This is a genomic window from Ghiorsea bivora (assembly GCF_000744415.1).
Lineage (GTDB): Bacteria > Pseudomonadota > Zetaproteobacteria > Mariprofundales > Mariprofundaceae > Ghiorsea > Ghiorsea bivora.
In genome coordinates this window covers 1-25,663 of the sequence record NZ_JQLW01000006.1, presented here as the reverse complement: position 1 = coordinate 25,663, position 25,663 = coordinate 1, and the positions used below count along the sequence as shown (strand labels likewise).

Here is a 25,663-nt window from a genome sequence, read left to right as displayed (position 1 = left end):
GGTTACCTACTTTTTTGGTATTGTTGTTGCAGCCAAGAAGCTGCCCAGCTGATGGTAAACAATACACATAACATTAAAATAATCGCTGCACCTGATGGCCAATCATACTGATATGACCACATCAAACCACCCAATGTGCCTACCAATGAAAAAGAGAGGCTTAGCCACCAAAGGTTAAACATCGAACGCCCCCAAAACCAAGCGCAAGCAGCGGGTAAGACCAATAATCCCGTGGTTAACACAATACCTGCAAGTTTAACGCACATCACCACGGTTAAACCAATCATGCCGTGTAAGATTAAGCGCAATCTTGATGTGGCAATGCCTGAAGCTTTGGCGGTAATCATATCAAAAGCCATACTCCACCAGCTTTTTGCCCAAAGTATGATGCTGAACACAACGAGTATGCTTCCGCCCATAATCCATTGCATATCATCAGGGGATACAGTCAAAATATTACCAAATAACAACCCAAATAAATCTACTTCATTGCGGCTGGTGCTGGAAATTAAGACCACACCCAAAGCCATACTGCCCGCAAACAACATACCCGTGCCAGCATCTTCATTGATACCTTGACGGTTGGGTAAGACTGCCAATAAAAGGGCAATAGCGATGGCAGTTGCAGCAGCAGTTGGTAAAAGTGGTAAGCTTAAAGCGACAGCCAATCCAAGCCCTGCCAGTGAAGCATGGGATACACCAACCGTGAGGAAGGATAATCTATGGGCAACAACCATGATGGACATGGATGCAGTGATAAATGCAATCAATAATGCAGGGGGCAATGCATCTTGCATGACGGGGCTGTTAAAAAACTGGTTAAGGAAATCAATCATGATGAAACTCGTGGTGATGTTGTTCTGGTGACGACTGCTTCTGCGAATGATTCTGGGGTGAGGGCACGCAACCAATACAGCTTGCATCATGGGCAACAATATTCACATGTTCACCATACATTTCACGCCATACCTCATCAGGGATGGTTTCGCCTTTTTTGGCGTGGTGATGCATTTGTTTATTTAAGCAGGCAACCGAATCCACGTAGGATGTAATGGCTGCAACATCATGTTCAACCATCAATACGGTCATATTGTTTTCATCGCATAGTTTGCGTAGCAGTTTGTAGAGTTTTTCTTGGCGCGGGCTGTCTAAAGCGGCAGAAGGTTCATCTAAAAGTAACAGTTTGGGTTGACGAACCAAGGCTCTTGCCAAACGAACACGCTGCTGTTGTCCACCTGATAAGTTTCTGAAATCAGTATGTATATGGTTATCCATTTCAACCAAGGTGAGGGCATGATGAATAGCATCTTTTTCAGCTTGTTTATCTGCGAATAAACCATGCCAAAGTGATTGGTTAAAGCTGGTCAGCCCCATAGCAACCACATCATATACACGCATGGGTATATCGGGTTGATTGGCATGTTTTTGATGCAAGTAACCAATGTTTTCTTGCAAAGATATGCGGGTTTTACTGTTTAAACAGCGTCCAAATAAGTCGATATGTCCTGCATCAGGTTTGGTTAGCCCTGCGATGATGGTTAAAAGCGTACTTTTACCTGCGCCATTGGGGCCAATAATGCCCATGAAATGACCTGCTGGTACTTCCAAGGATAGATTGTCTAAAATGGGTTTCTTGGCAGGGCCAAAGCGGACATGGGATAAACTAATGATGGGTGTGCTCACAGTTTACCTGCTAAAACATCCAAATTGTGTCGCATGAGTACATCCCATGCTTGATTGCATGTGCCCAACTCATCGAGTAGAATAATTTCCTTTTTGGGGGTATGATGTCTGCTTAACCATTCCAAACTGCGGTTGCTGTGACGGGTACTACCAATCAATATGGCTGAAGGATGTTTTTTTAATGTATAAAGCGCTTCTTCTAAATGTCTTGGGCCTTGTTCATGCCCATGTTGTTCAGATTCTAATACCGCCCAAACGGGAATGTTCTTGTTATCAAACAAACCTTGCCATGCAGGGTGCTGCATAAAAACACCATGTTTTTTTAACACTTGTAATTGTTTGTCCCAAGTTGTTTCGAGTTGCGTTATGTCTTTGAGCTTTTGTTTTAAACGCGTTTGAATTTGTTGTTGGTATTGTGGAAAGTTGTTTATCAATGCTTGGGCAAGGATAGGAAGCATGTGCTTAACTTGGGAAAACTGTAGCCAAGCATGGTTTTGTGTGGGTGATAAATCCAAGGTGTGTTCAGGCTGGGTTTGAATAGGCCAGCCTTGATCATCGTGTGATGCACGAATCAATAAATGCCCTTGGTTGATGAGATCCACTTGTTTGGGCGAGGGTTGAAAATGGTGTGGGTCAGCACCAGCAGACAGTAAACATTGGTTTTTTACTTCAGGCAGTAGCATGGTGGTTAAACCTGAAAGTGGAGGTAAGGTGACGATAATACTTTTGGGTTTTGTCGGTAAATTGGCAGCATTTGTGCTTGTGATTAGCATCATTTGTGCTATAAAAGATAGAGATAGCGTGATAAAAAGTTTCATCGTTTTTTCCTGTGGTTGTTGTAAATGTTGCATTTTGCATGCTTTTTACCTTAACTTAGGGGCGCACTCTACCTGTGAATGGGCAATGAACCAATGTTGTATGTGTTAGGGTCAAGTGGTTAAGTTTGAAAGGAGCGGGAAATAATGCTTTCACCTGAATATTTTGATTATCGTTGGAGTTGGTATCGCCCCATCTTGCAGCAAGGTGAGAGTGCTGCAAAACGTTGTCGTGTGGATGCACGACGTTTGCCGTTGTATGTACCGGGTGAAGATGCACGTGAATATGTGCCATATGTGATGCACTCGCAAATATCTTCGGTGTTTAATAATGCGGTGAAACGGTTGTATGATTATTCTGTAAAATACATGATAAATAAGCAGCGGGTGTCGGCGCACCAGCTACCTAAAATGAACCCTGTTGCCCGCGAAATGATGAAACATTTGCAATCATTGTATCCCCATTTTCCGCAAACATTGCTGCATCATTGGTGCGCAGATGAAAATGGGGGACTGGCTCTTTTTAAAGTTTGGCAAGATATGTGGACACAATCTTGGCGACAAGATCAAGAGGATACAGCACCTTGGGTGCCCGCAGTGAATGTGTTGGTATTGCGGTTGATTCGTGATGCGATTGGACGTTTACCCAATGAACACGCGGAACATAACGACCATGTCATGGTGTCGGTGTTGGGTGGTTTATATGATTGGGCACTGCGTTTATTTTTGAAAAAATTTGTGGGTGGTGCCGTGGAAATGACACGTATTGCTACCTATGAAACCATGATTATTCCCGCAACACCCATGGCGTTCTTTTATCAGCAGCCCGATGCTAATTTGTTGGCAGACTCACGAATCATGATTAAAGCTTATGGTTTAGAGCCAGACTTGTTGCCGCGTATGCGTGAGATTAGGCTTAAAGTTGGCGCAAAAAATGAAGCCGGTATTTTGCCTTTACTGGCACAAGATCGCATGGGCGAACATATGGTGAAACGCAGCTGGGCACGTTTGGCACTGTGGACATTGGCACAAAAAACCAAACAAGGTGTGTGGATGCAATGGGTCTTGGATGCTAAAAAGCTGGACTTATTGTTAGCGCGCCCTGAAAAATTACCTGATGCTGTGGTGAAACTGCTTGCATCTGCGCAGAAAGAACACCCAGTCGCAAGTTGGCTATTGGCGGTAAGAGAGGGTGGTAAAGCTGCGAAAAATGCAGCTTCACCTTGGTTACATGAAGATGTTGTATTGAATGCTTTTCGTGTGTTTGAAGAAGATGTCAAAGTAGAAGTCACCAGACGAGAACAAGAATCATTATGGATGGATAAAACTGCGGACATTACGGCGGGTAAAAAAGGTAAAGAAGCTAATGCTTTGATTGAAAAGGCTTATATGGATGGTGATATTGTTTATTTTCAGCCTGATGCTAATAAGTCTTTGCATGGCGGTACATCGCTGGCAAATAAACAGGGTTGTTTGCGTGTAGAGTGGTCGGATTACCTTGCAGGTATGACTATTACCGTGAAAAACCGTATGGAGTTTTTGAGCAAATATTTTATGCCCAATGTGATGGATTTGGTGAGTCAGCACGAACATGTGTATATTGATCAAATTTCAGCATCAGGATGTTTGCTTCGAGGTAGCGTGAAGGGGTTGGTTGATGTAGGAAAAGAGTTGCGTGTCCAATTGAGGTTATGGTTTGAAGAAGCTACTGAAGAAGGTGCAGCAGCCAGCATGCCCGCAGTATCTATGTGTGCGGCATTGATGGGAGATTGGGACTTTGCGACTTTTGAACATCCGAAGTTGGGAAAACATACCTTGGCATTTAGTCTGGCTGTCTCACAAGCAGATGCTGGCGTGGTACGTGATGTTGGTGTGGGTCGATTGATTTCTTACCGTGACCAAAAAATGCGTAAAAGCCCATTGGGTGGGGTGCGTGTAGATAGTTTAGAGAGTGGTACAGGTCATTCAGAATATGTTTTGTACAATAATGGTTTTGCCCTGACATCTCAGGCGTTAACAGAGCTTTGTGCATCCATGCAAAATAAAGCGGTGGTTAAAGAGTTTCGACCAACATCAAAAGCTGCACAATCTGTATTACCTGAGTTTCGCTTGCCGCCAGAAGGTTTGAAGGTGGTATGTATTCGCTCACGTCAGGATGATGAGGTGTATTTGTTTATTCGAGCTGGTCGCCCAGCATTGGCTGGTGTGGATACCGATTTGTATGAGTTGATTGATATGACAAGTGTAGTGGGTAAACGTATTTATAATGATGGTTTACCTCGTTGGAAGTAACTAAGGAAGTTCTGAATAAACCATGAAACTGTATTTTGTGTCCAGAGCATTCAAACGCTGTGTTGTGAGTTTGCGCAATAGCTTGGCTATTTCAGGTAACTCACGCCTAGATTTTGAATACGCTGAATCACAAGCTACTTCATCCATGTTTATTCAGAACTTCCCTAAAACGACAGTGTTTTATTAAGCGTGACTACAATGCCATTTGATTTACCATTATTGGGCACCATGCCTAAACAAGTTGCTGTGGCATGGTCTGGAGGTTTGGACTCTACGGCGCTTGTTTTGTTATTGCAGGATGCAGGTTTTGATGTTCAATTGTGGCATGTCGACCATGGATGGAGTAAGCAGTCTGGATTGATCGCCGAGGCGTTAGCACAGCAGGCTAAATTTTGGGGCTTAAGCTTTCATTTAAGGCATACACATAAGGCTAAAAGCAATATTGAGGCTGAAGCGCGGAAACATCGTTATCAAGCCTTTGCGGCATTGGCAAAAGAAACAGGGTGTAAACATATTGTGTTGGGGCATCATGCTGAAGACCAAGCAGAGACGGTGTGTATGCGTTTGTTACAAGGTGCTGGGGTTGCCGGTTGCCAAGGTATGAAGAATGTTAGGCAGCAACAGTGTGTAACACTTTGGCGACCACTGTTAACTGTGCGTAAAGAACGGCTTAAGCAATTCTTAATCTGCCGCCAAATAGAGTGGCACGAAGATGTAAGCAATCAAGATGTTACCATTTGGCGAAATAAAATAAGGCATAAGTTGTTTCCAGCAATGAAAGCACGCCAGATTGAACCCAGTGCGTTGTTTTTACGTTGGCAGAAACAAGCTGAACGTATACAAACAGAGATAGAAGGGCTTGCGCAAGCTGTGACTTTGCAACGATGGCAGCAAGATTCTATCGTAGTATGTGCGATGAATTGGGAAGATTGGTGTGGGCAGTTGTTACCAGTGCGTGTTTATTTGTTGCAAAAAATGGTTGGTATGTTGTTTGTTGATGGAAGTGTGTTGGGGCGAAGACATATTCATGCCATTGAGACATGGCGTGAACAGGGTGGTCATGGTTGGCTGAATCTGTCAGGATGTTGTTTGTATCGGCATGAACAAGACTTGCAACTTTGCCAAGGAAAGGTGAGTTTGCGCAAAAGATGTATGAATAGTGAAACATAAGGATAGTGATAAAATATGAATAAAAACCTACTTTTATGGATTGTAATTGGTATGACAATGATGAGCATTTTTAATATGTTCAGTGCGCCAATGGGCAAAACACAGCCGCTAAGTTATACCGCGTTTATTGAAAAAGTAGACCAAGGGCTTGTGGATGATGTTACCATCCAAGATAAAAAAGCAGTGGGTCATTACCGCGACATGTCTGGTAATGTTACACGATTCGAACTTGAGTTGCCCGATGACCCTAGCTTGGTGCAACGTTTGATTGATAATAAAGTTGAAGTGAAAGCATCGCATCGTGAAGAATCTATGTTCTTAACCATTTTGATTTCATGGTTCCCTATGTTGTTATTGATTGGTGTATGGATTTTCTTTATGCGTCAAATGCAAGGTGGTGGCAAAGGTGGAGCCATGGGTTTTGGTAAATCTAAAGCCAAGTTGCTTACCGAACATAAAGACCGTGTAACATTTGAAGATGTAGCGGGTTGTGATGAAGCCAAACAAGAAGTCACTGAAGTCATTGAGTTTTTACGCGACCCGACCAAATTCACCCGATTGGGTGGTAAAATTCCTAAAGGTATCCTGCTTGTAGGACCTCCGGGCACAGGTAAAACGTTGTTGGGTCGTGCGATTGCTGGTGAAGCTGAGGTTCCATTTTATTCTATTTCAGGCTCAGATTTTGTGGAAATGTTCGTAGGTGTAGGTGCATCACGCGTGCGTGATATGTTTGAACAAGCTAAAAAACATGCACCATGCATTATTTTTGTTGATGAGATTGATGCTATGGGTAGACACCGCGGTGCAGGCATTGGCGGTGGTAATGATGAACGCGAACAAACATTGAACCAATTGTTGGTGGAGATGGATGGCTTTGAGGCCAATGAAGGTGTGATTTTGGTGGCTGCCACCAACCGCCCAGATGTGCTTGACCCTGCATTACTTCGTCCGGGCCGTTTTGACCGTCAAGTGGTTGTTGGTAATCCTGATATGGCAGGTCGTGTACAGATTCTTAAAGTACACATGAAAAAAGTGCCTTTATCATCGGATGTGGATGTACAAGCTTTGGCACGGGGTACACCTGGGTTCTCAGGCGCGGACTTGGCAAACTTGGTGAATGAAGCTGCATTAAGTGCTGCACGATACAATCGTGATAAAGTGACCAATCAAGATTTTGAAGAGTCCAAAGATAAAGTCATGATGGGTGCTGAGCGTAAATCCATGGCAATGACCGATGAGGAAAAAGCATTAACGGCTTACCATGAAGCAGGTCATGCGCTTGTTGGTATTCACAGCCCTAAACATGATCCTTTGCATAAGGTGACGATTATTCCGCGTGGTCGTGCTTTGGGTGTGACCATGAACTTGCCAGAACGCGATCGTTTAAGTCAGTCGCGTATTGAGTTGGAGTCACGTTTGGCATCTTTGTTTGGTGGACGCATGGCTGAAGAATTGGTATTTGGTCCTGAAAACATTACCACAGGTGCAGGTCATGATATTCAGCAAGCTACAAAAATTGCTAGAGCTATGGTGACAGAGTATGGCTTTAGTGAACGTTTGGGACGTTTGCGTTTTTCTGAAAATGAAGAAGAGGTATTTTTGGGTCGTTCAGTGACACAAAATAAACATGTGTCTGATGCAACAGCGCTGATTATTGATGAAGAAATTCGAGCTTTTGTTGATATAGCCGAAGAAAAAGCGCGTAAAATTTTAACAGACCACCGTGATGAGTTGGAAATTATTGCTCAAGCATTGCTGGAGTATGAAACATTGTCGGGTAAAGAAGTGTCTGCTTTATTGCGTGGTGAAAAACTTCAACGTCCTGTGGATCAAAGTACTTTTTCCAGTAACAATGATGATACGGGCGAAGAAGATATCGCCATGGATGCTGGTGAAGAAAAACATGAACCCAAAGATGGGAAAGAGACAGGTCAAGAGAGTTAAGCTTGACGGCGCGTTGGCATCGTAAAAAAGGGCAGCCTACGTGGCTGATGGGGGTGCTCAATTGCACACCAGATTCTTTTTCTGATGGTGCAGGCCTGAGTGTATCCGAGCTTGTGTGTAAAACTGAAGTCATGCTTTCACAAGGTGCGGATATTATTGATGTTGGTGGTGAATCAACGCGCCCTAATGCTGAGCCTGTCAGCCTTGAGGAAGAACTTGCCCGTGTGATTCCTGTGATTCAGGCATTGCCTAATGATATCGTGATCTCTATTGATACCATGAAAGCTGAGGTGATGCGGCAGGCGATTGAGGCAGGTGCCAGTTTAGTGAATGATGTGAGCGCATTGACGTTTGATCGCGATAGTTTGGCTGTCGTGGCAAAGTCAGGTGTCGATGTATGTTTAATGCATATGCAAGGCACACCAGAAACCATGCAACAAGCGCCGAAGTATGTGAATGTGCTTGCTGAAGTGATACAGTTTTTTGAACGTCGTATCGATGCCTGTTTAGCGGCAGGGATTAAGAGAACATCAATTATTCTTGATCCTGGCATAGGTTTTGGTAAAAATCTTGAAGATAATTTAACTTTGATTGCCAATATAGACCAAATAAAACGAAAGTTTGCTTTGCCTGTGTTGTTGGGTGCATCTCGCAAGTCTTTCTTAGGGAAAATTACGGGTTCAGATATTCATCACCGTGAAGTGGAAACAGCTGTTGCTTCGGCAATTGGGGTGTTTAATGGTGTGGATATGGTTCGAGTCCATGATTGCACACTTCACCATCCCATGATGGTGGCAGCGAAACTAGCTGATTATAGGCAGCTTAGCGTATGTTGATTGGTAATATGCAAGTTAGCCTACTCGATTTGATTGATATAGGGCTTGTTGCGTTTGTGGTCTATTATGTGCTGCGTTTAATTCGAGGCACACATGCTGAGAAAATGCTGATTGGGCTAGCCTTGATGTTTGTGTTGTATGAAGTGGCGCGTACTTTCGGTTTACTGACGGTTGAGTGGATATTTGATCAAGTTTTCTCTGTTTTTATTGTGATTTTAGTGGTTCTTTTTCAAGCTGAGATTCGTAAAGGTTTGATGCGTGTGGCTGTGAACCCGCTTGCGGTTTCAGCCACGCCTAAGGATGAGCTTATCGCTGCAGTTGTTAAAGCAACGACTAGACTTATCAATAAGCGATGGGGAGCTTTGATTGTTTTTGAACGGGAAACAGGCTTGAAACACTTGGATGAAAGTGGTGTTTTGTTGCACTCACGCGCAGATGCTGAGTTGATATTAACACTATTCTCACCCTCCACACCATTGCATGATGGTGCTGTGGTGATTGCCTTAAATGAGGAAAATCTTCCCGAAATAAGATCCGCCCGAGTATTATTACCGCTAGCCAAGTCGAAAAGTGTTGATGGCGACTTAGGTACTCGGCATAGAGCAGCTATTGGTTTGACAGAAGAAAATGATGCTTTGGTTTTGGTTGTTTCAGAAGAACGCGGTGATGTACACTTGGTTGAAAATGGTGAGCTGGGCGAAGCTTTGGATGCCAAAACATTAAAATTAAAGCTGAAGAAAAAATTGGTTTCCATGAAAGCCAATGGGAAAAGTAAAACATGAGAATGCTTCGTGTATTGGGGTTACCATTTTGGTCAGTGTTGATTGCAGTTGTATTGTGGGTGCAGGTTCACGGTCAAGGTATGGGTTCAGTACGCATGGATGTTGCATTACAAGTACGTGATGTGCCTGCTGATATGGTGATTGTGAATGATTTACCCGATCAGGTAAGTGTGACTATTTCTGGTTTGCAGGCGCAACTAAATGCTTTGGATACCAAAAACTTATTTGTATCTGTGGATGCATCATCATTGAATATGCCTGGTGTGATTGAGCAGGCATTGGATGTTGAAACCATTGATTTACCTGTTGGATTAAAGGTTGAAAAAATTCAGCCAGATAGTGTGCAATTACAAGTGGATCATATTGTCACACGTATTTTAGATGTGGTTCCTACGTTTGATTTGCCACAAGGGTGGGAAGTACAACATGTGGTAGTAACCCCATCGATTGTGAAACTTTCAGGTCCAGAGGTTTGGTTAAGCACATTAAACAAAGTGGATACTGTTGCTGTGCGATTGCCATTGGAAGAGGGCTTGTTTGATGTGCAAGCCGAGCTTGTGCCATTGAGTGGGCAAGGCATCCATTTATTAGATAAAGATTTGAGTATACGTATTCGTGGGGAACTGAGTCATATCGATGCAACAGCTGATGCTGATGTGCCAGATGCGAATACACAAAAGAGTATTGGGGATAAATAAGTATGCGTCGTTATTTTGGTACAGATGGTGTGAGAGGGGTAGTGAATACTGACCCAATGACTGCTGAATTTGCTTTGCGTTTAGGTAGAGCCGCTGGTCATGTTTTGACCAAACATTTAAAACACAAACCACATGTCTTGATTGGTAAAGATACGCGGCTTTCGGGTTATATGATTGAATCAGCTTTATGTGCAGGGCTTACAGCCCAAGGTATGAATGTATTGCTTGTTGGTCCTGTGCCTACACCTGCAGTGGCTTATTTGACGCGAAGCCTACGGGCTGATGCGGGTGTGGTGTTATCTGCTTCACATAATCCAGCGGGTGATAATGGTATTAAGTTTTTTGCTGCCGATGGTTTTAAACTTCCTGATAGTGTGGAGCTAGAAATTGAAGCCGCACTTGATAACTTGCCACCATTACCACCTGCTTTGGAGATTGGTAAAGCTGTGCGTGTTGATGATGCACGGGGTCGTTATATTGAGTTTTTAAAGTCTTCATTGCCGCGAGGTGTTCGTTTTGATGGGCTAAAAGTGGTCATCGATAGTGCCAATGGTGCAGCTTATGATGTTGCCCCAAGTTTGTTTAAAGAAATGGGTTGTGAAGTCATTTCCTTATTTGACCAACCTGATGGTTACAATATCAATCAACAGTGTGGCTCGACATATCCTGAAACGATGTGTCAGAAAGTGATTGATGTAGGTGCGGATATTGGTTTTGCACTGGATGGTGATGCAGATAGACTCATTGCTTGTAATGCCCAAGGTCAGCTTGTGGATGGTGATCAAGTGATTGCTATTTTGGCTGACCATTTACTCAAGCAAGGAAAACTCAAAGGGCAGGCAGTGGTGACCACCTTGATGAGCAATATGGGGCTGGGTAAGTTCCTTGAACAACGTGGTGTGCAAATGTTGCGAGCAAACGTTGGCGATAGATATGTGTTGGAAATGATGCGGGATAAAGGTTGTAATCTTGGTGGTGAACAATCGGGTCACATGATTTTATTGGATAGCAATACCACGGGGGATGGTTTAATGACTGCCTTGCAGTTGTTATGTGCAATGCAAGAAACAGCGCAACCGCTTTCTGAATTGGCTAAAGATTTAACGCTTTATCCACAAAAACTGTGGAATATTGTGATGGAAAAGAAAGTGGATGTGTTAAGTGATGCATCTGTGCAAACATTGATTCAAAATGCAGAGCAAAGCTTGGGCAATACAGGTCGGATTAATGTGCGAGCATCGGGTACGGAACCAAAACTTCGGGTCATGCTTGAAGCGGAAAGTGAAACTTTGATGTTAGATGTTGGTAATCGTTTGGTTGAAGAGCTTACTTTTACTATCAAAACGTTGATGTAACCCAAAAATCTGAGGTTGACCTTGGATGCAGGGTTGCGGCATGCATCGCGGGGGTACTATGATGCTTGCGAATTGTTGCGTTGCTGCTCTTGTTTGGCTCGCAGGCGTATGCTTTCGCGGTGGCGGCGGAATACATATTTGGCAATACTGTTTTCTTCTTCATCACAACGGTAGTGAAAGCGTACACCAATATGTAATGCGTCGCTGTCTTGTTTTTTTACCCATGTCACCGTACCCACAAGTTCAAGAATGGTTGGTGGGAAAGAGGGGAGCATCATGGTGGTTTTGATGTAGTCACCTTTCTGATATGACTTTTTAGTAAAAAAACTTGTGCCCGTAACACTTAAATTTACAGAGCGTTCTTTAAGATCGCTGCGGTTGGCATCATTAAGCATATTAACGCCAATCAAATAGTTAAGCTTGGCATCTAAGGTTTCAATAGCAGCTGCCATATCATGATTAAGGCTTTCTTTCATATTTGAAGAAAAAATATCACGGCCGACCATTTCTTGTAACATACTATTTTGTCGAGAACGAATACCAATTTGTTCACTTTGGGCTTCATACTCATCTTTGGTGAGCAATGTATCTTGCATGGGCAGAATATCATCAATGCGAAAATCTTGTCTTCGATTTTGATCAGGCATAAGGCAACTCCTGTTGTTTTATTGATTTATCTTGGCCCATAGAAGCTTGGATAGGCATCACACCTTCATCACAATTGTCAGATTTGGCTTGTGTGAAAATATTACCTTGGCGAATTGCCTCAAGAGCTACGGCAACAACTTGTGGGTCGAACTGGCTTCCTGAGGCAAACTCTAACTGCTCAGCGCAAAAAGATAAGGGTTTGGCTTGACGGTAAACCCTGTGGGTGGTCATGGCATCAATAGCATCGGCTACACAAACAATACGTGCTTCAAAAGGAATTTCAGTGCTGCCAATTTTATCGGGGTAACCTTTGCCATCCCAACGTTCATGATGATGGCGTACAATTAAACGTTCACGAACCAAAGTATCCATATTTTTAAGAATAGAATCACCAATGGCAGGGTGGGCTTTCATAATATTATATTCTTGGTCGGTATACCGACCCGGTTTGAGTAGTACAGAGTCTGCTATACCAACTTTGCCAATATCATGTAACAAACCACCCGTTTTAATCAGTTGAACACTTTCATCATCCAGCCCTAAAGCTCGAGCAAACTGAACAGAAAGTAGGCTGACTCGAGATGAATGGTCTTTGGTATATCTATCCCTTGCTTCCAAAGAGCGTACCAATGCAATCAGTGTTTCATTCATGCTGTCAGCAAGTGCTGCATGCACAGCACGGTTATCCAAAAGCGTATCCAGTTTCTTGATGAGCAAACTGAGCATGTACCGGGATTCATCGGTTAAAGGTGATGTGTTTAAACGATTGGTTAAACATAAAACCCCCATAGGAATACCTTGAAGGTAAACAGGGATTGCCAAGTAAGCATTACTTTCAATATCTGGCCAACATGGTTTGACCTGCTGTTGGGGCAGCACCTCAATAAACTCTTGTGAAGCATGAATCAAAGGTGCAAAAGGTGTATCATGTAAGTGACATGTTTTCGCAATAGGATTAGGCGAATTACTGCCTTGGAATGCGACTTGCACCAATGTTTCTTTATTGCGCTCATACAAGGCAAGGTAACCACCTTGGGCATGCACCATATCAATGGCTATTTTTAGTGCGCTATCACATACTGAAGATACATCGGGGCTTTTGGGCATTTCGTCAAACATACGAAACAAAAGCCCTAGTTTTCTGTCCATTTCAAACATTTCAGGCAGTAACTTACTATCATGTGCGTGGTTGTTTGATGTGGCTGGAACTTTAATGATATTCTTTAGATCCAGTACATCTTGTACACAACCCAACAACACATCAGGGTCAAAGGGTTTGGCAAGTATATGCTCAATATTGAGACTTTTTGCTTGTTGGACATGTTTGTCGGTGAGAAAACCACTGATGAGCACAATGGGTGGCAATGTGATGTGTTTCTGCTGTAGTGTTGAAATTAAATCCAACGAATTACCATCACCTAGACTTAAGTCGGTGACAACCATATCCCAGCTCTGTTCATGTAAGGCAACTTCGGCTTCTTTGAGGCTGCTTGACTGCCCAATGTCCATTTTGATGTGCATACCTTGAATCACTTCGGAAATAATTTCACGGACAGCAGGCTGGTCTTCAATGACAAGGATTTTTAACATGGCTTAACCTTTGCGGACACCATAAGCTTTGATGGCAGCAGGTGCATATATGGATGAATCAGGTGCAATATAAGGTGTGAACTCTTCATTGTTTTCTTGGCGCTCAACGGCAGACCACTTGCGAAGAAGGGATTGGTAGCGTGCTGCATTATCAAGGCGAACACGTATTTCAGGCAATTGGAATGGTTTACTAACAAAATCATAGGCTCCTTGTTCTACAGCATGTATAGCATCTTCGATGCCAGAATAAGCTGTCATTAAAACGACAAGGGTTTTACTTGGATTTCCTTTGCTTTCTGCCAAGACATGCAGACCATCTGCACCAGGCATGACAATATCGGTGAGTACAATGTCAAAATGTTGTGACTTGATAGCAGCGACTGCATCATCACCGCGCTGAACCAAGGTGACTTGGTAACCAGAAGAATCGAGATATTCTTCAAGTAATGCGCCTAAAGCTTCATCATCTTCGGCGATAAGTAGCTTGGGGACAGTCAATCTTTTGACTCATACCGTTCATGTTTGGTATATAAACCAATCAATTGGGATTCTAGTTTTTCTTGTTTTTGCCCATAGGTATTGGTGCCATTTTGTTTTTGGGGCTGGGCTTCACTACCTTGCTCACGGGCTTGAGCAGAAATATTGACATGATCTGCAGTTTTACGCGATTCGCTTGTTGGCGTAGGTGTATTTGATGTGCGCGACTGCTGTTGCAGTAGTCGTGAAACCAAACCATCTGTAGGACGAATCGTCATAACGGTACCAACCTCTTTTAAATCTTATTCTTAGAATGTATGCTGTTACACATTCACCCTTTCAGAACAAACCATCGGCAATAGTATGCTGGACTTTAACTTTATTTTTTCTTTTTTGGTTTTTTAACTTTTTTCTTGGTTTTTCGCTTTTTCTTAGGCAGCACATCATCATTGATAATAGCGCGAAGGCTAGCTGGTTCATCAGGAATAGTACGGGTTTGTTCGTATTCGTGTTTGGATACTTTGAGCACTTCAATGGGTTTGCTCAAAAATGCTTGGATATTTTCAAGCAGTTCTTTTTCTTCAGGTGCACAAAAGGAAATGGCTGTGCCTTTATTCACACCGCGCCCTGTACGCCCAACTCGGTGTACATAATTTTCTTCGCGTTCGGGTAGGTCATAGTTAATCACATAATCAATATCGGCAATATCAATGCCGCGCGCACTGACATCGGTGGCAATCAGGATATTGCCATGCCCTTGTTTAAAGCTACGCATAATGTCTGAACGTTCATGTTGATCTTTATCGCCATGAATGGTGACTGTTTCAATGCCAACCCTAGCCATGGCTTTGGCAACGCGCTCTGCGCGAACACGCGTACGTACAAAGACAATCATACGACTATCAGGGTTTTCGTTGATAAACCGCTCCAAAAAGAAACGTTTATCATCCATATCGACAAACATGACAAAGTGCGTGATGTTTTTGGACACTTTGTCTTTGGGTGAAACTTGAATACGAATGGCAGCCGATTTTACTTGGGAATACGCAAGTTTTTTAATCTCATCATTGATGGTTGCGGAAAAGAATAGGGTTTGGTGTTTATGATAGACCATCTTTTTGATGTATTTAATGTCTTCAATAAAACCCAAATCAAGCATATGGTCGGCTTCATCCAAAATCAGCGTGCTCACGCCTTCCAGTTTAATCACATCTTGGTTAATCAAATCAAACATTCGCCCTGGGGTTGCAATCAAAACATCAATACCATCTTGAAGCTTGGCAATTTGTTGCTCTTGCTCTACGCCACCATACAAAGCAAAGGTTTTAACGCGGGTATGTCGTGCCAACTTGGTAAATACTTCGCCAATTTGCTGGGCTAATTCGCGGGTAGGGGCAAGCACAATACATTTGATGCCATACGAACGTTTACTGCTTTTAAATTTATGAATTTTATCAATCACAGGAATCGCAAAAGCTGCGGTTTTACCTGTACCCGTTTGAGCAATCGCGAGCACATCTTCACCTGCCATAATGGATGGAATGGCTTTGAATTGAATATCCGTTGGGCGTTTAAAACCTAACTTACTTAGGTTTTTTTTGATGTCTTCAGAGATGTGGTATTGCTCAAATTTCATAGAATCCTCTTTCGCAGAGCGGTAAGCTAACTATTTTATTTGCATATGCCTATGAAAACAGAGCAGCGGTTAGGTTGCTCTGTTTTTATGCGAAATTAGGCTAGAAACTTTTGCTTACGCGTAGAAAGTACCAGTTATCCGTCACTTGTTGGATGCCGTTAACATCTTGATACACAGGAATTCGATATTCGCCGCTTAAATTATAGCCATCATCGAGAATCCATTGAAAGCCGGGTGAGATAAAAATGGAGTGCAATCCTGTGTTGGCAATATTATCCAAAACATTTCCATTTACATTTTGGTATGCAATGTTACCTGTTGCAGTATCTATGGTTCCATCTGTGCTGTCTTGCTCTGATTTTACGCCGTTTAAATCGAACTTGATATTAAATAGAGATGTAAGCCGATAGCGGGTGGAAATGTCGTAGTTTAAGCGGTTGCCCACCTTATACCCTAGATCGTTTCTTGTATTGGCTTGGTAAAACAATGAAGGCGATATTATCCACTGGGCACCACCATCATCATGTTGTCCAAAGGCTAAAACACTATTGATGCTAAATAAGGCATCCCATGCATTGGTGCCTGCTTGCATCATCATGTGGACGAGCTCGCCTTTTGCATTTCTGGCATCAGATGTGCCTGTTGGAGCTTTAATACCAATGCCAATAGAAATGCGTTTTCGGGTTCTGAATTCGCTATCTTTGTAAAGATTGCGGATATAAAGAAGTGATACATCTCCAATGCCTTGAATGGTATCCATCGTCATGTTTTTGTATGTAATGTTCCCCATCATTTTCATGCCCATTTGCATATCCATATCATTGATAATGTAAGGTAAAGTCAGAAGTAAGGCATTATCTTGGTCAATACGATATGAAACATTAGCTGCTATTTTTTGCATCACCATTTTTGTGGATACGGTATACATACCAGTTGTTACACCGGCCAGTTTGTTATTGATAATTTGGGTCGAACTGATTGTGGATGTCCCTGTTTTATTGGTTTTCATAATCATGGTGTCGTATTGCAATGAAATGTTAAACCCATTGTTTGAACCAACACCATCCATCCCCGCAGCGATACAACATGAAAGTCCACATTCGCTAGCGTTTGATTGTTGTGATAATGCTAAGCTGCTACATAGCAAAGCTGTTGCGATGCTTAAAGTTTTTACCGTATTCATTGATTTCTCCCAAAATTTGATGGACAAACTTTAGGAAGTAGGTGAAGGCTTGAACATGCGACACGATGCCGCAGGGTTTAGATTATTCGTTGACAGGGCGCTTTTGTAGCTTGCGTTGCAAGGTGCGGCGGTGTAAACCTAGCTGCCTTGCAGTTTCGGAGATATTACCGCCATTTTCTGTGAGCACTTTTTGGATATGTTCCCATTCCAAACGTTTGGGTGACATGGGCTGTTGTTTGACTTCAATGCCTGTATCGCCCTCGCTTTTGCCCAAGGCTTTGAGCACTTCATCAGCATCGGCGGGTTTAGCGAGATAGTGGGTTGCACCCAGTTTGATGGCTTCCACAGCTGTGGCAACGCTGGCATAACCTGTGAGCACCACTATATGTGACTCAGGGTCTAACTTGTGGATTTTTTCAATCAATACCAAGCCTGAGTCGCCAGGCATGTTTAAATCAATCACTGCATATTTGGGCGGTACTTCGCCGACTACTTCAAGCGCTTGTTGTACATTGTGAGCGGTGAGCACAGAAAAACCACGTTTGCTAAGCGCATTGCCCAAAATACGACAGTATAATTCATCATCATCCACCAAAAGCAAGGTGGGGTGGGGTGTAATCATATCGTCCATTATTTCATGCATGGGATGACCTTATGTTTTGCAGTGGTAGTTGAATATAGACACAAGCACCACGGTTATTGCTTTGGTTTTCAATGTGAATATTGCCACTCATGCGTGAAATTACGGCTTGCGCCAAATAAAAGCCTAGTCCTTGCCCATTGGGTTTGGTGCTCACAAATGGTTTGCCTAAGGTTCTTTGTACTTCCTTGCTTAAACCTTCACCATCATCGCAAATATCGATATTCAAATGCGTATCATTCCAGTTGAGATTGAGTTTGATATGTTGTGCTCCTGCATCTGCTGCATTGTTGAGTAGACTCATCAAGGCTTGTTGCAAGGTGTCGTCCACCACAAGTTCAGGTGCATCTTTTGTTGAGGGGAAGTGGGTTTCAAGTTGGGTGAGCTTATGTTCGTTTTGCCAATGTTTACCAATGTTAGTGATATAATCGGTGATGACCATGTTTTTGCCACCTGTGGCGCGCAATTGCCCAGCACTGCTGCTCATTTGCGAAATCGTGGTTTTGCAGCGATTCACTTGTTCTCTTAAAATCTGAACTTGCTCTAAAAGCTCTGTATTATCGGTATACTCACGTTCCATTTCTTTGGTTAAAATAGCCATGGTTCCCAATGGTGTGCCCAGTTCGTGGGCAGCGCCTGCTGCCAATGTGCCGAGGGCAATCACATGTTCATCACGCAAGCTTTTTTCATGGGCAATCGCAAGTTTACGTTCGCGGTCACGCAGGGATTCCGCCATGGAAACCACAAAAAATAAAATCACCACCACACTAAATAAAAAACTCGCTGCCATACCAATGGCATGGCTGTTCATAGCGGAGTTGCTCATGTTTGCGGGGTTCATGTATCCCATGCCTTGGTTTTGTTGGTAGGGGAATAAGAGAAGAATGGCATAACTGATGGTGGTTACCATCGCCATGCTCCAAATATAGGGTTTGGGGAAAATCGCAGCGACCAGCAGTAGGGGTAATAAAAATAAGGACACAAATGGGTTGTTTGAGCCGCCAGTGTAGTAAAGCAATAAGGTGAGTGCCAATACATCGATGCAAAGCTGAAAAAATAAATAGTTGGGCGAAATGGTGGATGTTTTGGGTTGTTTTAGCCATGTGATGATGGTGAATGCAGCGTATAAGCCGACAATAAACATCACTTGCAGCAAAGGAAAATGGTTGTCACTCAAACGAACAGCAATGGTCAGCAATAAAATTTCATATGCAACCACCATGCTTGCTCGAAATAAAAACAAGCGGTTGAGGTGGTAAATATTAATATTGGCAGTGTTGCTTGCTGCTGTCATGATGGGGTTGCTTGCTCCCGTGTGCGAAATGCTAGGTTTCGCGTCGTTTGTTGTCATACTTGTGCGCTAAAGCATGGGCTGATAAAGGCAGGCTTGTCAATAAACAGATAAATTTTAAGGGTATTCATGAGCGAACTGACAGAAACGGAACATCAACAAGACAAAGTGATTGCGCTGCATCCTCGGCTTGCCGAAATGCGCTGGGGTGATGCGGCGAGTAAGTCTCGATTTGAAGAGTTTGAACGTTTGGTTTTGTCGTTGGGTTGTCCGTTGGAAGAATCGGTGTTGATGAATGTGCGCCGAGCATTGCCCGCCACATTGATAGGTTCAGGGCAAGCCAAAGATATTGCACGGCGTGTTGAAATTCATGAAGCTGCCGTGGTGTTTGTGGACCATCAATTATCACCCATTCAACAGCGTAATCTTGAAACAGCTTTTAATTGTAAAGTGATTGATAGAACAGGTTTGATTCTGGAAATCTTTGGCGCAAGAGCCCAAACAAGGGAAGGGGTGATGCAAGTGGAGCTTGCTAGCCTTAACTATCAAATCAGTAGGTTGGTTCGCACTTGGACACATCTTGAGCGGCAACGTGGTGGTGTTGGTTTTATGGGTGGCCCTGGTGAGCGTCAACTGGAGCTGGATAAACGTATGATTCGCGATAGCATCAAACGCATTGAGCAAGACCTCGCCAAAGTACGTCAAATGCGGGCAACTCAACGTGAAGGTCGTAAACGTAGGGATGTATTAACTGTGGCATTGGTGGGTTATACCAATGCTGGTAAATCCACATTATTTAATAAAATCACCCAAGCCGATGCTTATGTTGCCGACCAATTATTTGCTACATTAGACCCCACGCTGAGGCAAATTAAGCTGCCCAACAGTGTTACTTTGATGATGTCGGACACTGTGGGTTTTGTACAAGAATTGCCCCATGAGCTGGTGAATGCTTTTCGCGCTACTTTGGAAGAAGTGATTGAAGCCGATTTGATTTTACATGTGCGTGATATTTCAGACCCTGAAAGCCCTAATCATAAAGCTGTAGTAATTGAAACCCTAAAAGAACTTGGGCTAGATGGTGATCATGCGCCACCGATTGTGGAAGTGTTAAACAAGATTGATTTGGCTCCACAAGTGACCACTACCATTCGTGAAGATATTGATGGTTCGCGCATTGCATTGTCTGCAATTACAGGTCAAGGCATGGATGATTTGATGACATTGCTTGCCAAGTGGAGTGAGCAAAATATGGTTGAACTTGCCCTCAAACTACCCATCGCCGATGGTAAAACCCTTGCTTGGTGTCATGAGCACGGCCTAGTGTTATCTCAGCAAGCTGATGATGAGTGGCTACAAATTAAAGTGCGGATTTCACCCAAATTTCAAAGCCAAGTGCAAGATTGGGTGGTGAAAGGTTAACGCCTAGCATCAGTTAGTTGCTTTTATTAGCTGTGGCATCATACAGACTACCTGAAACATACTTATGCAAAATGCTAGTCACTAATGTTTGATAGGGAATACCTTCTTCCAAAGCTCTTCTCTGAATTGCGGATAAATCCCTTCCAGATAATCTTATATTGATTCGCTTATCTTTTTTGAAAGTGGCGGCAGCTATCTGCTCAATAGATTCTTTCCGCTCATCCGTCATCACAGATTCAAATTCACCAGACTCGTAAGCATTGAGAATGTCTTGTTCTTCTTTGTTTAATTTGACCTTTTTCATGTTTTTCCTCCAAGGTGCTGTTTTGTCGCTTTTCTGCTTGGCACTACGGTTTTAAGAAATATTTCCTCGTCATTTTCAATATAGGGCACCAAATATGCGTAATCGTCGATTGCAACGATAAACACCCGTTGGTGGGAATACTTCTCTTGGTTCGGGTGCGAAATATCATCAAGCAAACAACCTGACTGAAGAGAAAAAATAATATCTTCAAATGAAACACCTCGCTCTTCAATAAGCTTGCGATTTTTGTCGGGATTCCAGTTGATGGGTTTCATAAGAGGGAGGATAGCACAATTTGTGTGCCTATTGCAATCATATCTCAAAAGGTATGTTTATGTAATAGGGTAAATGGCTATATCTTAAAGTATGGGTTTCACTAAAGCTTCAAAGCCAAGCAGGGTTGGGTGATTGAATAAGATAACAGAAATACGCGAATCAAGCACTGACCCCGTTTGCTCCGAGAGAGTTGGTGAACCCAACTAGCAAGTGCACCACAAGCCTAGAAATGAAGACTGTAGTGGTCCAGTAAAATGGCAGCGGGGTTTAAATGAAAATACGAATGGATTGTTACGCCAATATTTCCCTAAAGGCACCAGCTTTAAAAATATGACTGATGAAATGCTTGCTCAAGCTGTGCGAAAGATTAATCATCGACCCAGAAAGTGCCTCAACTATCGAACACCTCATGAGGTCTTCAATGCGGCTAAACGTGGTGCACTTGGAACTTGAATTCACCGTTTTCTTATTGGGACTTTTACCACAGACCCAAGTCCTGCAATTCTTGCTTTAGAATTTCTTGCTCTTTCTGTGTAATTGTAGCCCAATTTCTTGAAGAAGATGGTTGTTTTAGAACCGCTTTAGCAAGAGACTCTGTATCTTGGTTTATATCGATATTCGTTAGATTAAAGCCTTGATCTAATTCCCCAACATCCTTTTGCCAATCAGCTAGCTGAATATAACTGATCTTGAGGTGCTCTTTTATTTGAGGATCTTCAGTGCTGCGTAATCCAGCAATTATGGCTTTTTTGATTTTATTTTTTGGATAGGGAAGTTTGTTTTCGTCGGCTACACAACTAGGAGAAGGAGCCGATGTTTCTATTGCTTTTCCGTATGCCTGAATAATAGCCATTAAGTCATTTGATTGGTTGCCTGATTCAGATGTTTTGGAATACTGCTGAAACCATATTTGCCCCGCTTCTTCAACCGAATACCCCTCATTTACTAACTTGGCTTCATACGCAATTCGTTCCCTGTTATCTTCGAAGCCTCTTGTAAGCCATTTTGCAATAATACTTGCACCCAATGCCCAGAAAAACTGAGACCATGTACCATCAGAGAATAGAGCTACGATAAGAGAATACAGTGCTATTATTGATGCGCCAATCCAGATCCACCCAAATAGACTAGTAATGAGTTCAAGAAATACTAATTTTGATTTTGTTTTCATGAGTAGCCCCTTATTACCTTAACTAACTATACAGGAGCAATAAAAAATTCCACATTATTGATTTCTATAGGTGGATATATTTTCCATTATATTGAATATTAAACAGTAAAAGAGGATTGTTGCTCCCACCCCTGATAATACCTTATATAAGCTATAAACATGGATATTGTCAATTTTGGATTGTGCTTTGCTTGTTTCTTTGATTGTATCAGGGTGTGAACTAGAGGTAGCCATGCTTATGGTGGTAATCATAAGTATTTTGCTGTTTGAAGGGAGTAGGGAACATGAAGAAGATCATATTAAGTTTGATGTTATTGTTGTTTACACAACCAGTATTTGCCGATGAGCTGGCAGATAGCTTAAAAGGGTATTGCGAAAAGTTGAAACAGTGTACCAAGGCGCAGATGAGTGCTCAGAATATGCAAAGTATGCCAGCAGGTACGTTGCAAATGATGGAGCAATCTTTGGATTACTTGTGTTTGGATATGGTGGATAATTATGATAGGGCTGTAAAAAATCATGATTTGTATCAGCCTGCATTGGCATGTTATCAAAGCTTGGAGAAACAAAGCTGCGATGCTATGCAAAATGAAACGGCAGAGTGCAAACGCTTTGCTAAACTTGCTGAGAAATATAATCATTAAAGCTGTGTGAGGGTAGTTTGATGCGTGTACATTATATCCAACATGTAGCTTTTGAAGGGTTAGGGGCGATACAGCCTTATTTGCAAGCTCAGGGTCATGATTTAAGTGTGACGAGGCTGTATGCTGGTGAGCATTTGCCAAGTGTGGATACATTTGATTGGTTGATTGCCATGGGTGGCCCCATGGGTATTTATGACTATGATGAGTATTCATGGTTACAAACTGAGAAGGTTTTTATCAAACAAGCTATTGATGCGGGTAAAACGGTGTTGGGTGTGTGTTTGGGGGCGCAGTTGATTGCTGATGTCATGGGTGGTTCAGGAGATAAAAGAGCAGTGTATGCAAGCAAACGTAAGGAAATCGGCTGGTTTGATATTCAATGCTCGCCTGAATTACAGGAAACAGTGCTGGATGGGGTGTTTCCTCAAACCTTCGAAGCTTTCCATTGGCATGGGGATACCTTTGATGTGCCAGCAGGCGTGAAAGCTTTGGGGGCGAGTGAAGCATGCGCTAACCAAGGTTTTATTTATGATAATCGGGTATTGGGTTTGCAGTTTCATCTAGAAACCACGCCTGAATCAGCTGCTGCATTGATAGAAAACTGTGGTGATGAACTGGATGCCAGTTTGTCGAAGCAAAACAGTTATGTGCAGTTGGCAAAGGAAATGCTTGCTGATCAACAACGGTTTAGCCGTTTAAATCAAAGCATGGTTAAAGTATTGAAGGCATTAGGAGCGTAAATGACAGATTTATTTGAAAACAAAGCGGGTGATTGGGATAAGGGTGATATGAAGCAGATGCTTTCCCAAGCGATTGGTGGAGCGATGGTGCAAAAGGTTGGTTTTGAGAAACAACATCATGTGATGGATTTTGGCGCGGGTACGGGGTTGATTTGCTCAGCCATTGCGCCACATGTGCAAAGTATTGCGGCAGTGGATATTTCGCCTTCGATGTTGGAACGATTGGCAGCTAAACCTGAGTTGCAGGGCAAAGTGACTACGGTTTGTCAGGATATTTTAGATTGTCCCATTGATGAGAAGTTTGATGTGATTGTGAGCGCTATGGCTATGCACCATGTGCAAGATACAGATGTTTTGTTGCAAAGCTTTTATGAACATTTGAAAGATGATGGAAGGGTGGCTTTGGCAGACTTAGATGCGGAAGATGGAAGTTTTCATCCTGCGGATATTGAAGGGGTGTTTCATGATGGATTTGAGCGAAGTGCGCTACAAAAGAAATTAGAGCAAGCTGGCTTCCTCGATGTGCATTTTGAAACGGTAACAACCGTTTATAAAGATGATAATGCATATCCCATTTTTCTTGTTATGGCGCGCAAAGCAGAGAGGGGATAAATCTTGATTGCATTTTCTGATGGTGAAAAAGAAGTATTGGTGCATAAAATTAAGCGTTATTTTGATCAAGAACTGGATCAAGATTTAGGGCAGTTTGAGGCAGAGGCTGTGTTGGACTTTTTCGCAACCGAGGTGGGAAGTTCTTTTTATAACCGTGGTTTATTGGATGCACAAGCGGTATTGGCTGAGCGTTTGGATGTGATTCAAGATGCTATTTATGAGCTTGAAAAACCAACGACATTTAGGGAAGATCTGAATAAATCATGAACCACAACCTGCTTTGTCCAGACTTATTTAGACCTTTTTTAGCAAATGAGTGAGTCTATGAAAATTTGGGTAGATGCCGATGCATGCCCTGTGCCTGTGAAAGAGATGTTATTTCGTGCTGCAGAGCGTACACAAATCACAACAACTTTGGTTGCCAACAGTAAAATGCAAGTGCCCAAGTCGACTTATATTTTTAGTGTGAAGGTAGATAGTGGGGCTGATGTTGCTGATGCTTGGATTGTAGAGCATTTAAAGGGAAAGGATTTGGTGATTACGGCGGATGTACCCTTGGCTGCAGATGTGATTAAGAAAGGAGGTTTGGCATTAAGTCCACGTGGAAGTTTGTTTTCGCCGGAAACGATTAAAGCACAGCTGACCATGCGTAATTTTATGGATGAACTTAGAGGTAGCGGCGTGGTTACAGGTGGGCAGGCTGCATTTAGTCATGCAGATAGACAAACTTTTGCCAATCAGTTGGACAAGATTTTAACCCGATACCGTAAACAGGGAGGTTAGTTATGCGTGTGCAACATAAGATTAATTACTTGGAAATTCCGAGTAAAGATATATTGGTTAGTAAAAACTTTTTTAGCCAAGTGTTTGGCTGGTCATTTAAAGATTATGGACCTGAATACACCGCTTTTGTTGATGCAGGAATAGATGGTGTTTTTTATCAATCAAGTGAAACTGTTTCTATAGATCAGGGCAGTGTATTGGTGGTCTTGTATAGTGCTGATTTGGAGCAGACTCAGGGTGAAGCACAAGATGCGGGTGGAATGATTTGTAAGGACATTTTTATGTTCCCCGGTGGGCGACGTTTTCATTTTAAAGATCCTGTGGGTAATGAGTTTGCCGTGTGGTCAGATAAGTAAGTAAAAATGGAGACTGTAAATCCAACTGTGTAAATATTTCAAACAGCTAGAATGCTGACAGGAGTATTTATAATGAAGAAGAAAGACAAATATGACCCAAAGTTGGTCGCCTTAGCCAGTGAGTTGGCGAAGCATATGAAGACTGAGTCTGACATATCGAGCCTTAGTCAGCTATTAACGAAACTCACGGTTGAAACAGCCCTTGGTGCAGAGATGGAAGAACATCTTGGTTATGGTCATCATGAGCGTAGCGATACAAATAACCATCGTAATGGTTATTCCCGCAAGCGTTTAATTGGTGATCATGGTGAAGTT

Annotated in this window: 30 protein-coding genes and 1 pseudogene; 17 read left to right on the top strand and 14 right to left on the bottom strand. The window is 42.7% G+C overall.

Annotated features, from left to right (window positions below; translation table 11 throughout):
- Positions 1-2: 2 nt before the first annotated feature.
- The 3 genes from DM09_RS02780 to DM09_RS02770 are packed head-to-tail and all read right to left on the bottom strand — an operon-like array spanning position 3 to position 2,534.
- Complete coding sequence (locus DM09_RS02780; RefSeq protein ID WP_038247555.1) at positions 3-836, bottom strand: metal ABC transporter permease; 834 nt, start codon at positions 834-836, stop codon at positions 3-5.
- Positions 829-1,683 (bottom strand): metal ABC transporter ATP-binding protein, encoded by an 855-nt coding sequence (locus DM09_RS02775; protein ID WP_081881065.1) that lies wholly within the window; start codon positions 1,681-1,683, stop codon positions 829-831. Before DM09_RS02775 ends, DM09_RS02780 begins: the two co-directional genes overlap by 8 nt.
- Complete coding sequence (locus tag DM09_RS02770; protein ID WP_051938004.1) at positions 1,680-2,534, bottom strand: metal ABC transporter substrate-binding protein; 855 nt, start codon at positions 2,532-2,534, stop codon at positions 1,680-1,682. The genes DM09_RS02775 and DM09_RS02770 overlap by 4 nt, the downstream gene beginning before the upstream one ends.
- A gap of 111 nt (positions 2,535-2,645) precedes the next feature.
- Between DM09_RS02770 and DM09_RS02765 the strand changes: the two genes are divergently transcribed.
- From DM09_RS02765 to glmM, 8 genes are read left to right on the top strand one after another with little or no spacing between them, the layout of a single operon-like run.
- Positions 2,646-4,790: a hypothetical protein gene (locus DM09_RS02765; protein WP_038247553.1), complete on the top strand. Its 2,145-nt coding sequence runs from the start codon at positions 2,646-2,648 to the stop codon at positions 4,788-4,790.
- Between the two features lie 22 nt (positions 4,791-4,812).
- Positions 4,813-4,977 (top strand): hypothetical protein, encoded by a 165-nt coding sequence (locus DM09_RS11525; RefSeq protein WP_157753585.1) that lies wholly within the window; start codon positions 4,813-4,815, stop codon positions 4,975-4,977.
- An 11-nt stretch (positions 4,978-4,988) separates the two neighbouring features.
- Positions 4,989-5,960, top strand: a complete 972-nt coding sequence (gene tilS, locus DM09_RS02760) for a tRNA lysidine(34) synthetase TilS (protein WP_051938002.1) — start codon at positions 4,989-4,991, stop codon at positions 5,958-5,960.
- A gap of 15 nt (positions 5,961-5,975) precedes the next feature.
- Complete coding sequence (ftsH, locus tag DM09_RS02755) at positions 5,976-7,904, top strand: ATP-dependent zinc metalloprotease FtsH (RefSeq protein WP_051938000.1); 1,929 nt, start codon at positions 5,976-5,978, stop codon at positions 7,902-7,904.
- 2 nt (positions 7,905-7,906) lie between these two features.
- Positions 7,907-8,740, top strand: coding sequence for a dihydropteroate synthase (folP, locus tag DM09_RS02750; protein WP_038247552.1), 834 nt, complete (start codon positions 7,907-7,909; stop codon positions 8,738-8,740).
- Complete coding sequence (locus DM09_RS02745; protein ID WP_232507732.1) at positions 8,734-9,522, top strand: diadenylate cyclase; 789 nt, start codon at positions 8,734-8,736, stop codon at positions 9,520-9,522. The genes folP and DM09_RS02745 overlap by 7 nt, the downstream gene beginning before the upstream one ends.
- Positions 9,519-10,220 (top strand): CdaR family protein, encoded by a 702-nt coding sequence (locus DM09_RS02740; protein WP_051937998.1) that lies wholly within the window; start codon positions 9,519-9,521, stop codon positions 10,218-10,220. The genes DM09_RS02745 and DM09_RS02740 overlap by 4 nt, the downstream gene beginning before the upstream one ends.
- A gap of 2 nt (positions 10,221-10,222) precedes the next feature.
- Positions 10,223-11,575 carry a phosphoglucosamine mutase gene (gene glmM, locus DM09_RS02735; protein WP_038247551.1) on the top strand — a complete coding sequence of 451 codons (1,353 nt, stop codon included), beginning with the start codon at positions 10,223-10,225 and terminating at the stop codon, positions 11,573-11,575.
- Positions 11,576-11,631: 56 nt separating this feature from the next.
- Here glmM and DM09_RS02730 read toward each other — a convergent pair whose 3' ends face one another.
- From DM09_RS02730 to DM09_RS02695, 8 genes are all read right to left on the bottom strand, one after another.
- Positions 11,632-12,222 (bottom strand): PilZ domain-containing protein, encoded by a 591-nt coding sequence (locus tag DM09_RS02730; protein WP_051937996.1) that lies wholly within the window; start codon positions 12,220-12,222, stop codon positions 11,632-11,634.
- Complete coding sequence (locus tag DM09_RS02725; RefSeq protein ID WP_038247550.1) at positions 12,215-13,813, bottom strand: HD domain-containing phosphohydrolase; 1,599 nt, start codon at positions 13,811-13,813, stop codon at positions 12,215-12,217. Before DM09_RS02725 ends, DM09_RS02730 begins: the two co-directional genes overlap by 8 nt.
- Before the next feature lie 3 nt (positions 13,814-13,816).
- Positions 13,817-14,311 (bottom strand): response regulator, encoded by a 495-nt coding sequence (locus DM09_RS02720; RefSeq protein ID WP_038247549.1) that lies wholly within the window; start codon positions 14,309-14,311, stop codon positions 13,817-13,819.
- Positions 14,308-14,568: a hypothetical protein gene (locus DM09_RS02715; RefSeq protein WP_038247548.1), complete on the bottom strand. Its 261-nt coding sequence runs from the start codon at positions 14,566-14,568 to the stop codon at positions 14,308-14,310. The genes DM09_RS02720 and DM09_RS02715 overlap by 4 nt, the downstream gene beginning before the upstream one ends.
- 101 nt (positions 14,569-14,669) lie before the next feature.
- On the bottom strand, positions 14,670-15,926 hold the full coding sequence (locus tag DM09_RS02710; RefSeq protein ID WP_038247547.1) for a DEAD/DEAH box helicase: 1,257 nt from the start codon (positions 15,924-15,926) through the stop codon (positions 14,670-14,672).
- A 100-nt stretch (positions 15,927-16,026) separates the two neighbouring features.
- Complete coding sequence (locus DM09_RS02705; RefSeq protein ID WP_038247546.1) at positions 16,027-17,109, bottom strand: hypothetical protein; 1,083 nt, start codon at positions 17,107-17,109, stop codon at positions 16,027-16,029.
- 82 nt (positions 17,110-17,191) lie between these two features.
- Positions 17,192-17,752 (bottom strand): response regulator transcription factor, encoded by a 561-nt coding sequence (locus DM09_RS02700; protein ID WP_051937994.1) that lies wholly within the window; start codon positions 17,750-17,752, stop codon positions 17,192-17,194.
- The gene (locus DM09_RS02695) at positions 17,745-19,043 is read right to left on the bottom strand and encodes an ATP-binding protein (protein ID WP_038247545.1); all 1,299 of its coding nucleotides are present in this window, start codon (positions 19,041-19,043) and stop codon (positions 17,745-17,747) included. The genes DM09_RS02700 and DM09_RS02695 overlap by 8 nt, the downstream gene beginning before the upstream one ends.
- A 126-nt stretch (positions 19,044-19,169) precedes the next feature.
- On the opposite strand from DM09_RS02695, the gene hflX reads away from it, so the two are divergent.
- Positions 19,170-20,462 carry a GTPase HflX gene (hflX, locus tag DM09_RS02690; RefSeq protein ID WP_038247544.1) on the top strand — a complete coding sequence of 431 codons (1,293 nt, stop codon included), beginning with the start codon at positions 19,170-19,172 and terminating at the stop codon, positions 20,460-20,462.
- A 13-nt stretch (positions 20,463-20,475) separates the two neighbouring features.
- Here hflX and DM09_RS02685 read toward each other — a convergent pair whose 3' ends face one another.
- Entirely contained in the window at positions 20,476-20,766 is a 291-nt protein-coding gene (locus DM09_RS02685) for a hypothetical protein (RefSeq protein WP_038247542.1), read from the bottom strand.
- Positions 20,763-21,041, bottom strand: a complete 279-nt coding sequence (locus DM09_RS02680; protein WP_038247540.1) for a BrnT family toxin — start codon at positions 21,039-21,041, stop codon at positions 20,763-20,765. The genes DM09_RS02685 and DM09_RS02680 overlap by 4 nt, the downstream gene beginning before the upstream one ends.
- Positions 21,042-21,297: 256 nt before the next feature.
- Between DM09_RS02680 and DM09_RS11700 the strand changes: the two are divergent.
- Positions 21,298-21,495 (top strand): annotated as a pseudogene (locus DM09_RS11700) (transposase); the annotation flags it as partial.
- A 25-nt stretch (positions 21,496-21,520) separates the two neighbouring features.
- Here DM09_RS11700 and DM09_RS02675 read toward each other — a convergent pair.
- The gene (locus tag DM09_RS02675) at positions 21,521-22,213 is read right to left on the bottom strand and encodes an NfeD family protein (RefSeq protein WP_038247538.1); all 693 of its coding nucleotides are present in this window, start codon (positions 22,211-22,213) and stop codon (positions 21,521-21,523) included.
- A gap of 284 nt (positions 22,214-22,497) precedes the next feature.
- On the opposite strand from DM09_RS02675, the gene DM09_RS02670 reads away from it, so the two are divergent.
- The 7 genes from DM09_RS02670 to DM09_RS02640 form a co-directional block, all read left to right on the top strand.
- Positions 22,498-22,857 (top strand): hypothetical protein, encoded by a 360-nt coding sequence (locus DM09_RS02670; RefSeq protein ID WP_038247537.1) that lies wholly within the window; start codon positions 22,498-22,500, stop codon positions 22,855-22,857.
- Positions 22,858-22,877: 20 nt separating this feature from the next.
- Positions 22,878-23,597, top strand: coding sequence for a type 1 glutamine amidotransferase (locus DM09_RS02665; RefSeq protein ID WP_038247536.1), 720 nt, complete (start codon positions 22,878-22,880; stop codon positions 23,595-23,597).
- A complete protein-coding gene (locus DM09_RS02660; protein WP_038247535.1) occupies positions 23,598-24,209 on the top strand; it encodes a class I SAM-dependent methyltransferase in 612 nt (203 codons plus the stop codon). It begins immediately after the preceding gene.
- Positions 24,210-24,212: 3 nt separating this feature from the next.
- Positions 24,213-24,476 carry a DUF2164 domain-containing protein gene (locus DM09_RS02655; protein ID WP_232507731.1) on the top strand — a complete coding sequence of 88 codons (264 nt, stop codon included), beginning with the start codon at positions 24,213-24,215 and terminating at the stop codon, positions 24,474-24,476.
- Positions 24,477-24,533: 57 nt separating this feature from the next.
- Positions 24,534-24,992, top strand: a complete 459-nt coding sequence (locus tag DM09_RS02650; protein WP_038247533.1) for a YaiI/YqxD family protein — start codon at positions 24,534-24,536, stop codon at positions 24,990-24,992.
- A 2-nt stretch (positions 24,993-24,994) separates the two neighbouring features.
- Positions 24,995-25,348, top strand: coding sequence for a VOC family protein (locus DM09_RS02645; RefSeq protein ID WP_038247532.1), 354 nt, complete (start codon positions 24,995-24,997; stop codon positions 25,346-25,348).
- A 72-nt stretch (positions 25,349-25,420) separates the two neighbouring features.
- On the top strand, positions 25,421-25,663 hold a 243-nt coding region (locus DM09_RS02640; RefSeq protein ID WP_038247531.1), incomplete at its 3' end, for a transposase.

Bases quoted from the DNA above. Each gene is read 5' to 3' on its own strand.
- DM09_RS02700 (WP_051937994.1), bottom strand. From the start codon at position 17,752: ATGCATGAAATAATGGACGATATGATTACACCCCACCCCACCTTGCTT.
- DM09_RS02670 (WP_038247537.1), top strand. From the start codon at position 22,498: ATGAAGAAGATCATATTAAGTTTGATGTTATTGTTGTTTACACAACCA.
- DM09_RS02665 (WP_038247536.1), top strand. From the start codon at position 22,878: ATGCGTGTACATTATATCCAACATGTAGCTTTTGAAGGGTTAGGGGCG.
- hflX (WP_038247544.1), top strand. From the start codon at position 19,170: ATGAGCGAACTGACAGAAACGGAACATCAACAAGACAAAGTGATTGCG.
- DM09_RS02770 (WP_051938004.1), bottom strand. From the start codon at position 2,534: ATGCAACATTTACAACAACCACAGGAAAAAACGATGAAACTTTTTATC.
- DM09_RS02740 (WP_051937998.1), top strand. From the start codon at position 9,519: ATGAGAATGCTTCGTGTATTGGGGTTACCATTTTGGTCAGTGTTGATT.
- DM09_RS02680 (WP_038247540.1), bottom strand. From the start codon at position 21,041: ATGAAACCCATCAACTGGAATCCCGACAAAAATCGCAAGCTTATTGAA.
- DM09_RS02725 (WP_038247550.1), bottom strand. From the start codon at position 13,813: ATGTTAAAAATCCTTGTCATTGAAGACCAGCCTGCTGTCCGTGAAATT.
- DM09_RS02650 (WP_038247533.1), top strand. From the start codon at position 24,534: ATGAAAATTTGGGTAGATGCCGATGCATGCCCTGTGCCTGTGAAAGAG.
- DM09_RS11525 (WP_157753585.1), top strand. From the start codon at position 4,813: ATGAAACTGTATTTTGTGTCCAGAGCATTCAAACGCTGTGTTGTGAGT.
- DM09_RS02710 (WP_038247547.1), bottom strand. From the start codon at position 15,926: ATGAAATTTGAGCAATACCACATCTCTGAAGACATCAAAAAAAACCTA.
- tilS (WP_051938002.1), top strand. From the start codon at position 4,989: ATGCCATTTGATTTACCATTATTGGGCACCATGCCTAAACAAGTTGCT.
- DM09_RS02745 (WP_232507732.1), top strand. From the start codon at position 8,734: ATGTTGATTGGTAATATGCAAGTTAGCCTACTCGATTTGATTGATATA.
- DM09_RS02695 (WP_038247545.1), bottom strand. From the start codon at position 19,043: ATGACAGCAGCAAGCAACACTGCCAATATTAATATTTACCACCTCAAC.
- DM09_RS02715 (WP_038247548.1), bottom strand. From the start codon at position 14,568: ATGACGATTCGTCCTACAGATGGTTTGGTTTCACGACTACTGCAACAG.
- DM09_RS02660 (WP_038247535.1), top strand. From the start codon at position 23,598: ATGACAGATTTATTTGAAAACAAAGCGGGTGATTGGGATAAGGGTGAT.
- DM09_RS02730 (WP_051937996.1), bottom strand. From the start codon at position 12,222: ATGCCTGATCAAAATCGAAGACAAGATTTTCGCATTGATGATATTCTG.
- ftsH (WP_051938000.1), top strand. From the start codon at position 5,976: ATGAATAAAAACCTACTTTTATGGATTGTAATTGGTATGACAATGATG.
- DM09_RS02765 (WP_038247553.1), top strand. From the start codon at position 2,646: ATGCTTTCACCTGAATATTTTGATTATCGTTGGAGTTGGTATCGCCCC.
- DM09_RS02705 (WP_038247546.1), bottom strand. From the start codon at position 17,109: ATGAATACGGTAAAAACTTTAAGCATCGCAACAGCTTTGCTATGTAGC.
- DM09_RS02675 (WP_038247538.1), bottom strand. From the start codon at position 22,213: ATGAAAACAAAATCAAAATTAGTATTTCTTGAACTCATTACTAGTCTA.
- DM09_RS02645 (WP_038247532.1), top strand. From the start codon at position 24,995: ATGCGTGTGCAACATAAGATTAATTACTTGGAAATTCCGAGTAAAGAT.
- DM09_RS02685 (WP_038247542.1), bottom strand. From the start codon at position 20,766: ATGAAAAAGGTCAAATTAAACAAAGAAGAACAAGACATTCTCAATGCT.
- glmM (WP_038247551.1), top strand. From the start codon at position 10,223: ATGCGTCGTTATTTTGGTACAGATGGTGTGAGAGGGGTAGTGAATACT.
- DM09_RS02780 (WP_038247555.1), bottom strand. From the start codon at position 836: ATGATTGATTTCCTTAACCAGTTTTTTAACAGCCCCGTCATGCAAGAT.